This window comes from Xenorhabdus japonica (assembly GCF_900115195.1).
In the GTDB taxonomy this organism is placed as follows: domain Bacteria; phylum Pseudomonadota; class Gammaproteobacteria; order Enterobacterales; family Enterobacteriaceae; genus Xenorhabdus; species Xenorhabdus japonica.
The window spans coordinates 68805-83836 of record NZ_FOVO01000013.1 but is presented as its reverse complement, the minus strand read 5'-3'; the positions used below and the strand labels follow the sequence as shown (position 1 = coordinate 83836).

At 41.7% G+C, this 15032-nt stretch carries 20 protein-coding genes; 19 read left to right on the top strand and 1 reads right to left on the bottom strand.

Features of this window, described 5'->3' with window-relative positions; all coding sequences use genetic code 11:
• The 16 genes from BM135_RS07300 to acpS all read left to right on the top strand — a co-directional run.
• The coding region (locus BM135_RS07300; protein ID WP_139204080.1) for a DUF551 domain-containing protein at positions 1-251 on the top strand (251 nt) is incomplete at its 5' end.
• Between the two features lies 1 nt (position 252).
• Positions 253-645: a phage protein NinX family protein gene (locus BM135_RS07295; protein ID WP_092519115.1), complete on the top strand. Its 393-nt coding sequence runs from the start codon at positions 253-255 to the stop codon at positions 643-645.
• A complete protein-coding gene (locus BM135_RS07290; RefSeq protein WP_092519114.1) occupies positions 642-962 on the top strand; it encodes a hypothetical protein in 321 nt (106 codons plus the stop codon). Before BM135_RS07295 ends, BM135_RS07290 begins: the two co-directional genes overlap by 4 nt.
• Positions 963-964: 2 nt before the next feature.
• Complete coding sequence (locus tag BM135_RS07285; protein ID WP_092519113.1) at positions 965-1228, top strand: pyocin activator PrtN family protein; 264 nt, start codon at positions 965-967, stop codon at positions 1226-1228.
• Positions 1229-1451: 223 nt separating this feature from the next.
• Positions 1452-2234, top strand: a complete 783-nt coding sequence (gene trmN, locus BM135_RS07280) for a tRNA(1)(Val) (adenine(37)-N(6))-methyltransferase TrmN (protein ID WP_092519112.1) — start codon at positions 1452-1454, stop codon at positions 2232-2234.
• 391 nt (positions 2235-2625) lie between these two features.
• Positions 2626-3201 carry an RNA polymerase sigma factor RpoE gene (rpoE, locus tag BM135_RS07275; protein ID WP_045971797.1) on the top strand — a complete coding sequence of 192 codons (576 nt, stop codon included), beginning with the start codon at positions 2626-2628 and terminating at the stop codon, positions 3199-3201.
• A gap of 32 nt (positions 3202-3233) precedes the next feature.
• A complete protein-coding gene (gene rseA, locus BM135_RS07270; protein ID WP_092519111.1) occupies positions 3234-3866 on the top strand; it encodes an anti-sigma-E factor RseA in 633 nt (210 codons plus the stop codon).
• A gap of 55 nt (positions 3867-3921) precedes the next feature.
• Positions 3922-4881, top strand: a complete 960-nt coding sequence (rseB, locus tag BM135_RS07265; RefSeq protein WP_092519110.1) for a sigma-E factor regulatory protein RseB — start codon at positions 3922-3924, stop codon at positions 4879-4881.
• The gene (gene rseC, locus BM135_RS07260; RefSeq protein WP_092519109.1) at positions 4881-5345 is read left to right on the top strand and encodes a SoxR-reducing system protein RseC; all 465 of its coding nucleotides are present in this window, start codon (positions 4881-4883) and stop codon (positions 5343-5345) included. Before rseB ends, rseC begins: the two co-directional genes overlap by 1 nt.
• A 212-nt stretch (positions 5346-5557) precedes the next feature.
• The gene (gene lepA / locus BM135_RS07255; RefSeq protein ID WP_092519108.1) at positions 5558-7354 is read left to right on the top strand and encodes a translation elongation factor 4; all 1797 of its coding nucleotides are present in this window, start codon (positions 5558-5560) and stop codon (positions 7352-7354) included.
• A 20-nt stretch (positions 7355-7374) separates the two neighbouring features.
• Complete coding sequence (gene lepB, locus BM135_RS07250) at positions 7375-8346, top strand: signal peptidase I (RefSeq protein WP_092519107.1); 972 nt, start codon at positions 7375-7377, stop codon at positions 8344-8346.
• A gap of 217 nt (positions 8347-8563) precedes the next feature.
• A complete protein-coding gene (gene rnc / locus BM135_RS07245; protein ID WP_092519106.1) occupies positions 8564-9244 on the top strand; it encodes a ribonuclease III in 681 nt (226 codons plus the stop codon).
• Positions 9241-10146: a GTPase Era gene (gene era, locus BM135_RS07240; protein ID WP_092519105.1), complete on the top strand. Its 906-nt coding sequence runs from the start codon at positions 9241-9243 to the stop codon at positions 10144-10146. Before rnc ends, era begins: the two co-directional genes overlap by 4 nt.
• Before the next feature lie 9 nt (positions 10147-10155).
• Positions 10156-10893, top strand: coding sequence for a DNA repair protein RecO (gene recO, locus BM135_RS07235; RefSeq protein WP_092519104.1), 738 nt, complete (start codon positions 10156-10158; stop codon positions 10891-10893).
• Between the two features lie 68 nt (positions 10894-10961).
• Entirely contained in the window at positions 10962-11693 is a 732-nt protein-coding gene (gene pdxJ, locus BM135_RS07230; RefSeq protein ID WP_092519103.1) for a pyridoxine 5'-phosphate synthase, read from the top strand.
• A complete protein-coding gene (gene acpS / locus BM135_RS07225; RefSeq protein WP_092519102.1) occupies positions 11693-12073 on the top strand; it encodes a holo-ACP synthase in 381 nt (126 codons plus the stop codon). Before pdxJ ends, acpS begins: the two co-directional genes overlap by 1 nt.
• 2 nt (positions 12074-12075) lie before the next feature.
• Here acpS and BM135_RS07220 read toward each other — a convergent pair whose 3' ends face one another.
• The gene (locus BM135_RS07220) at positions 12076-12336 is read right to left on the bottom strand and encodes a YfhL family 4Fe-4S dicluster ferredoxin (protein ID WP_092519101.1); all 261 of its coding nucleotides are present in this window, start codon (positions 12334-12336) and stop codon (positions 12076-12078) included.
• A gap of 358 nt (positions 12337-12694) precedes the next feature.
• On the opposite strand from BM135_RS07220, the gene BM135_RS07215 reads away from it, so the two are divergent.
• The 3 genes from BM135_RS07215 to tadA all read left to right on the top strand — a co-directional run bounded on the left by BM135_RS07215 (position 12695) and on the right by tadA (position 15025).
• Positions 12695-13339 (top strand): hypothetical protein, encoded by a 645-nt coding sequence (locus BM135_RS07215; protein ID WP_092519100.1) that lies wholly within the window; start codon positions 12695-12697, stop codon positions 13337-13339.
• 164 nt (positions 13340-13503) lie between these two features.
• Positions 13504-14325, top strand: a complete 822-nt coding sequence (locus BM135_RS07210) for a DNA-3-methyladenine glycosylase family protein (protein WP_339385096.1) — start codon at positions 13504-13506, stop codon at positions 14323-14325.
• A gap of 190 nt (positions 14326-14515) precedes the next feature.
• The gene (tadA, locus tag BM135_RS07205; protein ID WP_217644290.1) at positions 14516-15025 is read left to right on the top strand and encodes a tRNA adenosine(34) deaminase TadA; all 510 of its coding nucleotides are present in this window, start codon (positions 14516-14518) and stop codon (positions 15023-15025) included.
• The last annotated feature ends 7 nt before the right edge of the window (positions 15026-15032 follow it).

Sequence of the window (15032 nt, the reverse complement as noted above, 5' to 3'; positions counted from 1 at the left end):
ATGAAAACAAGAAAACTCAAGGAATTCCTTGGGTCAGTGTCAAAGAAAGAATGCCAGAGGATGATGGCGGCTTTAGCCCTCTATGCCTTGTTTATTACACCTACACCGGAGGATATGGTCAATCCATAACCAGCATAGGCTATGACTGGTGGGATTCTGACAAAGACGAATGGACAAAACACGATAATTCAGAAGTCACCCACTGGTGCTACATGGATGATATCCCCGCACCAGTAACACAGGAGAATTGAGATGAAAATCAAAACATCGGAACTGACGGGACGGGCGTTGGATTGGGCTGTGTGTTTGGCTCTCGGAGCAGAAATTAATAATGAAGGTTTTCTAGAATTACCCAGCGGACATTTTGTAGATAAAAACAGCAGGTATTATTCATTTAAACCCTCAACCGATTGGGCGCAGTGTGGGCAGTTGATTGATAAATACATCGACAATTTAACTCACATGGCATTTAGAGGCGATCATTGGGTGGCAAATTGTAGAGTAGTGTTAATTGATGATTTTTCTATTTTTAAAACGCAAACAGGCAACACGCCACAAATCGCCATTTGCCGCGCTGTAGTCGCTGCAAAATTGGGCGACGAGGTTGAGATACCGAGTGAATTGATGGAGAAGAGCCAGTCATGATCAATAACTCATTCCACCTCACCCAAATCATCGCTTCGGTCTGGGGTGATCCTGCTGATATCACCGATGCAGTATGGCAGGCCGGATACCGCAAGCCAGCACGGGGAGAAAAGGAAATCGCTGAACTCATTATCGACATTATGAATGGGGTGCCCGATGAGATGCCCTACTCCGAAAGGCCAAGAAATTTGGATGACATTCTCAGTACGGAACTGAACAGCCTTATTTTTGATGCAACATGGAGTGATAAGGCAACTCCAGCAGGAGTGGCGAAAGCAATTATGGAGAACGGTTATCAGAAAGGAGGGGAAAAGTGAAAATGAATACAGTGTTTCTATTAATGGCGGAGTTTGAAACATCGCAAATCCCATTATCAGTTATAGCTGAGAAATATCTTAAGCTAAGTCCGACAACGGCAGAACGTAAGGCTAACGAGGGCAAACTAAAAATCCCAACCTACAAAATGAACGATAGCCAAAAGTCACCACGAATCGTTCATTTGCATGATCTCGCCGAATATATTGACGAACAAAGAGAGCTTGCCGTGAAAGAACTGGAGAGGATACAGTTTAAAAGAAAATAATCTTGTAATAACCCCTCAAGAGCCACTGGGTGCTACGTTCATTATAGCACCCCAATAGCACCCCTTAATAATATATCAAATTGATTTATAATGTCATTCTACCGATTATAAACAGGTTAGGCGCATTCTTCATCCTATAAAAGCATCCGATGGGCAGGTTGCTTTTATCCTTCGGCCATAAGATTTATGCTATGACAAATTTTAATTTCAGCAGATATGTGTTATGGCATTGATACAGAAACCCACTTTTCGCTGTGGTGGTTTTACATTTAAACAGTTTTTTGTTGGACATGATAAATGTGCAATGAAAGTCGGGACGGATGGTGTATTGTTGGGAGCCTGGGCACCAGTATATAACAGGAAAAGATGTCTGGATATCGGATGTGGCAGCGGTTTAATTGCCTTGATGATAGCTCAGCGTACAAAAGGAGATATCATTATTGATGCGGTGGAGCTGGATGTTCTTGCTGCAACGCAGGCAGTTGGTAACATGCAGCAATCACCGTGGCCTTCCCGTATTACAGTACATCAGCAGGATATTCATGATTTCGTGCGACAGCATATCCAACAAAATGAGTTAGCACAAAATGAATTACATGAAATGAGTTCCCAATACGATTTGATTGTTAGCAACCCACCCTATTTTGAGCCTGCTATTGCATGTCGAAACGAAGCACGCAATCAGGCCCGTTATACGTCATCATTGACACATCAAGGATTATTGGAATGTGTGCAAGCATTGATTACACCGACGGGATTATTTTGTCTGGTACTGCCTTATGAGATTGGTGAACAATTTGAAAAAATGGCATCAGATTTGGGATGGTTTACCCATTTCCGAGTTAATGTCCGTGATAGGCAGGATAAGCCATTGCATCGCCTATTGCTGGGGTTATCCTTGCAAGAACAGGAAGTACAAGTGTGTGAATTAACTATTCGCTCCTCGGATGGTGCATATTCAGACGAATTCCGTCAGTTAGTAACAGATTTTTACCTTTATTATTGATAATATATAGAACTATTGAGATGGTTAACCAGATTTTTCGGTGTAATGGAATAAGAATTTTCTTTTTCTCAGATTAAAATCACGTGTTCAGTGAAATAGAGACTATGATTTGTACTAGGTATTCAATAGATATCCAGTAGATTGCATTCCTCATATTGTGTAGCTCAATGCAGCGCTGAGTAAATATCACGAAAATTAATCTCATTTATAATTAATAAAATACAAGAAGTGTAATACGAGAATAACAGGTGGTTGTAATATAAAATTACAGCTAAAGTTGAACTTCACAGCGAATTCATACTCAAAGTCATGCTTGTTCGGGAAATCAGAACATATATTGGTTTATTTTAAGTATAAATGTGGAGTTTTACCTCAGGAGAGTGAACCTCGGATGAGCGAGCAGTTAACGGATCAAATGCTGATTGAACGGGTCCAGAAGGGTGACCAAAAAGCATTTAATTTGCTGGTGATAAGATATCAGCACAAAGTAGCGAGTCTGATTGCTCGTTACGTACCTCAAGGCGATGTACCTGATGTTGCTCAAGAGGTTTTCATCAAGACTTATCGGGCACTTTCTTCTTTCCGGGGGGACAGCGCTTTTTATACATGGCTGTACCGTATTGCCGTCAACACTGCGAAAAATTATTTGGTTGCTCAGGGACGTCGCCCGCCATCCAATGATCTGGATGCCAACGACGCAGAAAATTATGATACATCAAGTTCATTGAAAGAAATTTCGAACCCTGAGAACTTAATGTTGTCTGAAGAATTAAAGGAAGTGGTTTTCCGTACTATTGAATCGCTCCCGGAAGATTTAAGGATAGCGATTACGTTGAGGGAGTTGGATGGGTTGAGCTATGAAGAAATAGCCGACATCATGGAATGTCCTGTAGGCACTGTACGTTCACGAATTTTCCGGGCAAGGGAAGCCATTGATAATAAAGTTCAACCACTGATCCAACAGTAGTGGGACAAAATAATATTTAAGGGTACTTTGGCATGCAAAGAGAGAAACTTTCCGCATTAATGGATGGAGAAGCTCTTGATAGTGAAGCAGTTCATTTGGTCTCTGAAGATGCGATCATGCAGAAACAGTGGGAAAGATATCATCTTGTACGTGATGTGCTGCGTGGTGATGTGGGGGATGTATTACATTTGGATATTGCGAGTCAAGTAGCTTTGGCTCTTGAAAAAGAACCCGTTCACATTAATCCAGCGGCTGTTCCGGAATCTCAGCCAAAGCCCGAAACATGGGCGAACATGCCATTCTGGAACAAAATCCGCACATGGAAGAGCCAAATTACACAAATTGGTGTTGCTGCTTGTGTATCTCTGAGCGTGATTATCGGCGTCCAGCACTATAATAACGATAGTAATTCTGAAACAGAGAACCAATTTGAGGCACCGGCTTTTAATACATTACCTGTGATGGGTGCAACGTCAACAGTTGGTTTAGCGACTCCAGCCGAAGAAGAAACTTTCGGTAGTGATTTGAATATGCGAGTGCGTGAAAGTAATAAACGAATTGATGCGATGTTGCAGCAATATGAACTCGACCGCCGAATTCACTTTGAAAGAAATCGTGATGTCACACAGGCTAATCAGCTTCTTGAAGAGCAAGTATCACAATAGTCACAGCAATAAGTTAACAATAATAGTTAATTAACAATGGTCCACGATAACAGTAATGAAACGTACTTGGCTTTTCATTTTTTTATTATCAAGTAGCCTGATTAATCCTCTAAGAGCCCCAGCGCAGCAAAGCAGCGCTGGGGCTTTGTTGCAGGATATGAGTAAGGCAGTACAGACGCTGGATTATGAGCTTGGCTTCATCAACTTGGAGCGGCGATTCCTCGTACCCTTACGTTACCGTCATGCCATGATTGATGAGCAAGCTATTGCCCAAATCATACAAATGGATGGTTCACGTAGAGAAATCATCCAGCGTGGTAACCAAATTAGTTATTACGAGCCAGGGCTGGATTCATTTAGTATCCGTGGCACTCATATTGTCGACTACCTTCCACCGATTATCTTTGCTGATTTTGCACATTTGCAGAAATTTTATCGCTTCATTGATGCGGGAAGTACGCACGTTGGTGACCATCCCGTGAGTTTTGTACGCATCATATCGAAAGATGAATCCCGCTATAACTATAATCTTCTGATTGATGATAAAAATCACCTTCCCTTGTTGATAGATCTATTGGATAGGGATAATACAACAGTCATCGAGCAATTCCGTGTCGTGTCATTAACAGTGAATGACCATATTAAAACGGAACTCAGCGCGATTATAGATTTGAAATTACCGCCTATGTTACTTATCCCACCATCTGATAAGTTAACGTTTAATTGGCTGGTTGGAGGAGTGCCTGATGGCTTCAAAGAAATTTCCCGTAACAGCCGAAAGCTATCAGAGACAGAATGGTTGCAATCCATCATGTATAGTGATGGGTTGTTTAATTTTTCTGTAAATGTCATGAACTCAAATAAAAAGGTGGTTGATAAACAACTATTTCGACAAGGCAGGAGAACGGTTTATACTTTGGCCAGAGGTAAAAATAGTATAACAGTCATTGGTGAACTGCCTTTCGCAACAGCCGAACAAATTGCAGCAAGCGTGACGTTTACAGGAGAAAACTAATGATTAAAGAATGGGCAACTGTTGTCCGTTGGCAAAAAGGCCGTGCATTATTACGTTACGGTTCATCTTCAGGCTGCGGCAGTTGTCAGGCTAAAGCAGCCTGTGGCTCTTATTTACTGGAGAAAATAGGGCCAGAAAGCATCCATCAGTTGGAATTGGAGATCTCTCAACCACTTCAACCAGGTCAGAAAGTTGAAGTAGGTATTCCTGAAAGCAGCTTGCTACGTTCAGCCATATTGGTTTATCTGACACCGTTATTGGGACTGTTTTTGGGATCTGCTCTTTTCCAATCTTGGACGATGGATCAATTATGGATATGTCTAGGAGGAATTGGCGGTGGAATCGCTGGTTTCTTCATTGCCCGCAAGATTGCTGCGTATTGGGATAATCTGCAAACGTACCAGCCTGTAGTGTTGCAAATTGGTTTACCTCCTGATGCGATTAAGGTTCTACAGCAAGAATAATCTGTTTTACCATACGAGTTTCAACTTTATTTATCATACTGAAAACGACTGGGTCATACTGAAAACCATAGGCATGACTAGGTTTTCACTGTTTTGGCATGTAGAATACGGCTCCTCAGGCCGGTGGCCAAACCAATAAATTGTCGCTTTATGTCGATCAGTGTGTCCATAGGCGAGTGATTCAGAAATATTAAGGCAAAAAAGATTAAATAATGAAGCAAATACGAAATTTCTCCATTATCGCCCACATTGACCACGGTAAATCCACGCTATCTGACCGGATTATTCAAATCTGTGGGGGGTTGTCCGATCGTGAAATGGCAGCACAAGTACTGGATTCAATGGATCTTGAACGTGAACGTGGAATCACGATCAAGGCACAAAGTGTAACTCTTGATTACAAGGCAAATGACGGGCAAGTCTACCAATTAAACTTTATCGATACGCCAGGGCATGTTGACTTCTCTTATGAAGTTTCCCGTTCACTGGCTGCTTGTGAAGGTGCATTGTTGGTTGTTGATGCGGGTCAGGGTGTTGAAGCTCAAACATTGGCTAACTGCTATACCGCCATAGAAATGGATCTGGAAGTAGTTCCGGTTCTGAACAAAATTGACCTCCCAGCTGCTGAACCAGAGCGTGTTGCTGAAGAAATCGAAGATATTGTTGGTATTGATGCAACAGATGCTGTTCGTTGTTCTGCAAAAACAGGTATCGGTGTACAAGACGTTATTGAGCGTCTGGTGAAAGAGATACCCTCACCAGAGGGCGATCCTGATGCACCATTGCAGGCTCTGATTATTGACTCATGGTTTGATAATTACCTTGGCGTTGTTTCACTTGTCCGCGTTAAAAACGGTACTTTGCGCAAAGGTGATAAAGTCAAAGTAATGAGTACAGGGCAGGTATATAACGCTGACCGTCTGGGAATCTTCACACCGAAACGCATTGATCGTGATGTATTGAATTGTGGTGAGGTAGGCTGGTTGGTCTGTGCCATCAAAGATATTCTGGGGGCACCAGTTGGGGATACATTGACAACTGCACGCCATCCTGCGGAAAAATCACTTCCTGGTTTTAAAAAGGTTAAACCGCAAGTTTATGCGGGGCTGTTCCCAATTAGTTCTGATGACTATGAAGCATTCCGTGATGCATTGGGTAAATTGAGTTTAAATGACGCTTCATTATTCTATGAACCAGAAAGCTCTACCGCATTGGGTTTTGGTTTCCGCTGTGGTTTCCTCGGATTGCTGCATATGGAAATCATTCAGGAACGTTTGGAACGTGAATATGATCTCGATTTGATCACAACGGCTCCAACAGTTGTTTATGAAGTTGAGACAACCAGTGGTGATATTATCTATGTTGATAGTCCATCCAAGTTGCCGGCATTAAATAATATTGGGGAACTGCGTGAGCCGATTGCAGAATGTCATATGTTGTTGCCGAAAGAATATCTTGGTAATGTCATTACACTCTGCGTGGAAAAGCGTGGTATGCAGACCAATATGGTTTATCACGGCAATCAGGTTGCTCTGACTTATGAAATCCCAATGGCTGAAGTTGTTCTGGATTTCTTTGACCGCTTGAAATCAACATCTCGTGGTTATGCATCTCTGGATTATAATTTTATCCGCTTCCAGAGCTCAGACATGGTTCGTGTGGATGTTTTGATTAACGGTGAGCGCGTTGATGCTCTGGCTTTGATTACTCACCGTGACAATTCTCAATATCGTGGACGTGATCTGGTGGAAAAAATGAAAGAGTTGATTCCACGCCAGCAATTTGACATTGCAATTCAAGCTGCCATAGGAACTCACATTATTGCGCGTTCTACCGTTAAGCAGTTACGTAAAAATGTACTGGCGAAATGTTATGGTGGTGACGTCAGTCGTAAGAAAAAGCTATTGCAGAAACAGAAAGAAGGTAAAAAACGCATGAAGCAGGTCGGAAATGTTGAACTGCCTCAAGAAGCTTTCTTAGCGATTCTGCATGTTGGCAAAGATAATTAACAAGGTCGTAAGGAGCTTAAATGGCTAACACTTTTGCCTTGGTATTAACGTTAGCAACGTTAATCACCGGTATTCTCTGGTGCCTGGAGCGATTCAAATTCGCTCCAGAACGTAAAAAAAAGCTTGCCCACATTCAGGAACAGGCGGCAGGCGCAGAAGCTCAGGAAGTTTTGGCTAAAGAGCTTAACAAACCTTCATGGGTTGAAACACTTGCATCTGTCTTTCCGGTGTTAGCTATTGTGTTGGTTCTGCGTTCTTTTGTTTATGAGCCTTTTCAGATTCCTTCTGGTTCAATGATGCCGACATTATTGATCGGGGATTTTATTCTGGTTGAAAAATTTGCCTATGGTTTAAAAGACCCACTTACGCAAACAACCTTAATAAAAACCGGTGAGCCTAAGCGTGGAGATGTTGCTGTTTTCAAATATCCGAAAAATCCAAGCATAGATTTTGTAAAACGAATCATTGGCTTGCCCGGAGATAAGATCGTTTACGATTACAGTAAAAAAGAGCTTCAGATTTACCCGGACTGTGGTTGGAATGTGGAATGCAAGGGAGATTTACCTGTTACTTATAAGAACACATTCCCAAGTGAATGGACGATAAAAGAAGGTGTGACATCAGAAGGGATTCGTATAAGTGGAGTTTATCAAATTCCCGTTGATGATCCGTTAGGGGAGAATACTCTCCGTCAGGACGAAAGAAAAGAAAATTTAGGTGATGTGTCACACCATATTTTGACTATTCCTATAATACAACGCATCCCTAGCTTCCGCCAAAATGGCTTGCCAGTTGGTACTTGGGTCGTTCCCCAAGGCCAATATTTCGCGATGGGTGACAACCGTGACAATAGTGACGATAGCCGTTCATGGGGATTTGTACCGGAGAAAAATCTGGTAGGCCGTGCAACCGCCATTTGGATGAGTTTCGAAAAACAGGAAGATAAGTGGCCTACTAGTGTGCGCTTTAGTCGAATTGGTGGAATTCACTAATATTTATATATTAGCGCAGCATTAATTTATCTCACAGTGTAGAATATTCTTTCAAACAAGATGACTGGTTCCCAAGATGATGAATGTCTTTGGGAGCCAGTGCAAACGCAACAGTTTTGTAAGGTTTGCCGTAAGGTGAATATTGCTAGATAGGTCTGGCCTCACAGGTCTGTTGCGTGTGCTTTTATTTGATGAATTCTAACTGAATTGGTAGCACATGAACTCCATAATAACGAATCGGTTACAACATAAGCTAGGATATACCTTTAAACAGTACGATTTGTTGCTTCAAGCGTTGACTCACCGCAGCGCCAGCAGTAAGCATAATGAACGTCTGGAATTTCTTGGTGACTCGATCCTGAGTTTTGTCATTGCCAATGCGCTTTACCATCGTTTCCCCCGTGTTGATGAAGGGGATATGAGTCGTATGCGAGCAACATTGGTGCGTGGCAATACTTTGGCGGAATTGGCCAGAGAGTTTGAATTAGGTGAATGCCTGCGGCTGGGGCCGGGTGAGTTAAAAAGTGGGGGACATCGTCGCGAATCCATTTTGGCGGATAGCATTGAAGCCTTAATTGGCGCTATTTTTCTTGATAGCGATATTCAGACCATCGAAAAGATTATCCTGACTTGGTATGAAACTCGTTTGAATGAAATTAGCCCAGGCGATAAGCAAAAAGATCCTAAAACACGTTTACAGGAGTATTTGCAAGGGCGTCATTTGCCATTGCCTACATATCTGGTTGTTCAAGTTCGTGGGGAAGCACACGATCAGGAATTTACAATTCACTGTCAGGTCAGTGGATTTGAACAGCCTGTCAGAGGAGTCGGTTCCAGTCGCCGCAAGGCAGAACAGGCGGCTGCAGAACAAGCATTAAAACAACTGGAGCTTGAATGAGCGAAGAAAAAAACTATTGCGGATTCGTTGCAATAGTCGGTCGGCCCAACGTCGGTAAATCAACTTTACTGAATCAGTTATTGGGTCAGAAAGTATCTATTACTTCCCGTAAACCTCAAACGACGCGGCATCGCATTATGGGGATTCATACGGAAGGAGCTTACCAAACCATCTATGTTGATACACCGGGTCTTCATATTGAAGAAAAGCGTGCGATCAACCGATTGATGAACCGTGCGGCGAGCAGCTCTATTGGTGATGTAGAACTGGTTATTTTTGTTGTGGAAGGTACGCATTGGACACCTGATGATGAAATGGTGGTGAACAAGTTGCGTCATTTACGTTGCCCTGTCTTACTGGCTATTAATAAAGTGGACAATGTGACAGATAAAACCATTCTTCTGCCACATATCGGTTTTCTCAGCCAACAGATGAATTTTATCGATGTTGTACCGGTTAGTGCGGAAAAAGGCATGAATGTCGATACCATTGCCAAATTAGTGCGTGACCATATGCCACTGGCAGAGCATCACTTCCCTGAAGATTACATCACTGATCGTTCACAGCGTTTTATGGCGTCAGAAATCATCCGTGAAAAACTGATGCGTTTTTTGGGTGATGAACTCCCATATTCAGTGACAGTAGAAATTGAGCAATTTGTTGCCAATGAACGTGGTGGTTATACGATCCATGGTTTGATTCTGGTAGAGCGTGATGGCCAGAAAAAAATGGTGATTGGTAATAAAGGCAGCAAAATCAAGACGATTGGTACAGAAGCTCGTCAAGATATGGAAAAGCTGTTTGATATGAAAGTCCACTTAGAATTGTGGGTAAAAGTGAAAGCTGGTTGGGCTGATGATGAACGGGCGCTTCGCAGCCTCGGTTACATCGACGACTTATAAGGCTGATATGTGGACGGCTGGCAGAGAGCCTTTGTACTTCATGGACGCCCTTACAGTGAAACCAGTTTACTACTGGATGTATTTACTGAAAATGAAGGGCGCATACGAATATTGGCGAAAGGAGCACGCAGCCGTCGCTCCAATCTAAAAGGTTGCTTGCAACCTTTTACCCCGCTGCTCATTCGTTGGAGTGGGCGGGGGGAAATCAAGACATTAAGAGATGCAGAGCCTATTTCATTGGCTCTCCCCTTATCGGGAAGTGTGCTCTACAGCGGGTTGTATGTAAATGAGCTTTTATCCCGAGTCCTTGAACAAGGAACGGCATATCCCGCACTTTTTTTTGATTATCTCCAATGTTTGCAAATCCTTGCGGCGAGTGAATACACGCCGGAGTACGCATTGCGTCGTTTGGAATTAGCGTTATTAACCAATATGGGATACGGTGTTGATTATCTTCACTGTGCAGGAAGTGGTGAACCTGTAGCGGACACAATGACTTACCGTTATCGTGAAGAAAAAGGGTTTATCGCCAGTTTGGTTGTGGATCAATACAGTTTTACTGGTTATGAACTAAAGGCGTTGGCAATTGGCAAATTTCCTGATCACAGGACTTTGAAAGCGGCAAAACGTTTCACTCGCATTGCCTTAAAGCCTTATTTGGGAGGAAAACCGTTAAAAAGCCGTGAACTATTTCGTCAATTAGCACGTAAAAAAATTGATAACCCCAACAAGAAAAATGAAAACTAAAGCAAGCCGCTTTTTCATGATGAAAAGTGTAGACTTTATTAAATCTTATGTTATTGCAGGAGCTAAAAATGGTTGAGGTATTGTTAGGTATCAACATTGATCACATTGCAACCTTACGTAATGCCCGTGGGACACAATATCCCAATCCGGTTCAGGCTGCATTTGTTGCAGAGCAGGCGGGAGCTGATGGTATAACGGTTCACCTGCGTGAAGATCGCCGCCATATTACTGACAGAGATGTTCAATTATTAGAAAGAACAATTCAAACTCGTATGAACCTTGAAATGGCGGTAACAGATGAGATGGTGGGGATTGCTTGCCAAATCAAACCTGCTTTCTGTTGTTTAGTACCTGAAAAGCGTCAAGAGGTAACAACCGAAGGTGGATTGGATGTGTTTGGACAAAAGGAGCACATTGCTGCGGCTGTTAAAATCTTATCAGAAGCGGGAATTTTGGTGTCTTTATTCATTGATGCGGATCACCAACAAATCGATGCAGCTGTTGAAGTCGGAGCACCATTTATCGAGATTCATACTGGCGCATATGCTGATGCAGAGAATGAAACACAGCAAGAAAAAGAATTTCAGCGTATCAAAGAAGCAGCTACCTACGCGGCCTCTAAAGGTCTAAAAGTCAACGCCGGTCATGGATTGACTTATCACAATGTGCAGCGCATTGCAGCTTTACCTGAAATTTATGAACTAAATATAGGGCATGCCATTATTGGCCGCGCTGTATTCAGTGGTTTGTCTGCTGCTGTTGCGGATATGAAAACGTTATTGCGGGAAGCTCGCCGTTAATGGCCATTATTGGATTAGGCACAGATATTGTTGAAATATCCCGTATTGACGAAATTGTCGGACGTTCAGGCGAACGTCTGGCAAGGCGTGTTCTGAGCGACGGAGAGTGGCAACAATATCAACAAAATAACCAGCCTATCCGTTTTTTGGCGAAGCGCTTCGCAGTTAAGGAAGCGGCGGCCAAAGCGCTTGGAACAGGTATCCGCAATGGACTGGCCTTTAACCAATTTGAAGTGATTAACGATCCACTGGGGAAACCCACATTAAAACTTCATGGAGAGGCTGAAGTGCTGGCTAACAAACTGAATGTCAGATCCATCCATGTCACACTGGCAGATGAACGGCGTTATGCTTGTGCGACAGTGATATTGGAAAGTTAAGTTCAGATCTTATCAGCATGGTGTAACAGCACAAACTTATCCCATAACTGCTCTTCGGTTTCCTGATGATTAGGATTAAGGATAATGGTATTGGTGATCGGGCAGACAGATTGGCAAGTTGGCTTTTTGTAATGCCCGATACACTCGGTACAACGATCAGATTCAATTTCGTAGATCTCTGCGCCCATTGTGATGGCCTGATTAGGGCATTCGGGTTCACACATATCACAATTGATACAGCGTTTGGTAATTAATAGTGCCATTTCAACCTCTTACATAAATTAAGTCTTCAATTAAAAGACTTAATTTTATTCCTGATTTGTTACTCTAGACCGTCCCTTGTTATTCCATACAGTATATTTTGCAAATAAAAGTATTTTACAAAGAAATGCATCTTACAAAGAAAACTATCTGGGGCATATGTTAGCACATCTGGGATTTTCACAGCTATTGAGAGTATCTTTATCTGTTTGATTAGCATCAATGCAATGGACTGCCCCCGGGGTTTTGTACTTTTCCCGTAGCACTGATTGAGAATTTTCACTCATAGCTTAGAAAGCGATCCTGTTCATTTATCATGATATATACTTAAGTATGCTTTATATTCTTTAGAGTAAACACATGATTGAATACATCGTAAAACATGGTAATGATATCGTGAAAGTCTTGGGATCTATTGGGACTTTTATTGGTATTATTTTGTCTGTATTAAAGAAACTTTATGCAGATGTAAGTGTTTTTAGAGAGAGAAGAGCAGTAAAGTACATTAAGTATCTAAATGAGTATAATGCTTATTTAGATGAACCCAGTAAGAACTATATTAAATACGAAATTGCATCTGAGATAATGTTTGATGTCACGAAAATAAAATCTGATAAATTTAGGAATATATTTATCAAGCTGAAACAAGATGGGTTGAGTTCAGAGTGTATAGACAGCCTCAGGAAATTGAGATCATTTACTGTGTTAAATTCTGGCATAGTTCAAGTCAATATTGGCTCTTTTTATTATGTTACTTATTGGTTTGAAAAGATATTTTCAGCATATTTTTTCACATTAGCATTTACTGTGTTGGTTGTGTTTTTATTAAAGGTAGGTGTCTTAAATAATACGATTGGGAGTGCTTTTGATTTATTTTTAGTTATTTTAAGTATGATCTTATTTATGGGAATGGGTATCTACCTATTAGTGTTGAGTCCGTCAAAATATCAAATAAAATGTTTAAATGAAGAATTACTTAAATGTAATATTGGCGATGTTGCATAATGGATTGAATCCGCCTTGTATCTAAACTTGAAGTCTGTTAGATCGTTAGCTTAATACTGTGTTTATCTGGAGTTGCTCTGATGAAAGCAAGCTGTTTAACGGAAATTATATTACCTAATAATTATCACATGAGGGATTTTTTGGCTTTTCATCAAAGGGATGAAATGGGCATTTCTGAAACCGTACAACAGAATCAAATTAAAAAAGGGATTATTTGGCACGAAAAACCAGCTCTCTTGACAATCACAATTGAAAAAAATAGAGCGAAAATACAGCTTGATATTGATGATGACAAAATTTGTTCTTCACAACATGAAGCGTTATCGGCTCTAGCTTCACATATGCTTGGTTTGAAACAATCTGTTGATATATTCGAATCCATATATCAAGAACATCCCGTTATTGGCGAGTTGGTTACCAGACAGGCGGGTTTACGAATTTACCAAGCTGCAACACCATTTGAAGCTCTCAGTTGGGCGATTATCGGACAACAAATTAGTTTAAGTGCAGCAATTTCCATTAGACGGCGTTTTATTCAGGCGGTGGGTATCCCACACTCTTCAGGATTATTGTGCCACCCAAATCATAAGCAGGTGATGCAATGTTCAGAACATGAACTACGCCAGTGTGGTTTTTCTGTGGGTAAGGCCAATGCTTTATTGAATGTTTGCCAACTCATTGATTCTGGTGTAATAGCGCTAAACATTCCAGAGAGTGCAGATGGAGTGGAGCGATTGACGAATAGCTTGCTTGCCATCAAGGGCATTGGTATGTGGACAATTAATTATGCCCTGTTACGGGGATTCAATTACTTGGATGGTTCATTACATGGTGATGTTGCCGTAAGACGTAATCTCCAATATCTGCTCAGGCAGGAAGACAAAGTCAGCGCTGAGCAAGCAGAAAAATGGCTGGCAGATTTCTCTCCCTGGAAGGCGTTGGTCGGGACGCATTTATGGCGGCAACAATCCAGTAGTGGATATTGATAACAAAAAGATTTAATACCATTTCAATCCCTCGTAAGGTGTTTTTCTTAAAGCTTCAAGGCGGCTAGCAAGCGAACCTGTATGGATTTCAAATTGTGGCTTTGTTGGTGGCACTGTAACTCGAAACCTATGGGTATAATAAGCGAAATTTTCATAAGTAAGAGAATGTGCAGTGACAGAAATATATACAGTGACTGAAAATTATAGTGATGAATATTGGATGCGTCAGGCAATGAATTTGGCAATGCAAGCACAAGCAAAAGGTGAGATCCCTGTTGGTGCTGTATTAGTAGCTGATAATAAGGTTATTGCTGAAGGTTTTAATCACCCAATCACAGACCATGATCCTACCGCCCATGCAGAAATCATCGCATTACGAAAGGGCGGAACTCAATTGCAGAATTATCGTCTGCTGAATACGACACTGTATGTCACTTTGGAACCTTGTGTCATGTGCGCAGGAGCAATGGTACACAGCCGAATACAGCGGCTGGTTTATGGTGCCAGCGATATGAAAACGGGAGCTGCGGGATCATTGGTTGATATATTGCGTCATCCTGGTATGAATCACCAAATTGAAATTACTGCTGGTGTTTTGGCGGAAGAGTGCTCCACTATGTTGAGTTCTTTTTTTAAACAACGTAGGGAGCAACATAAGGCGTTGAGAAAATTGAAATCCCAACAACAGGGAATGCCATAATTAACTG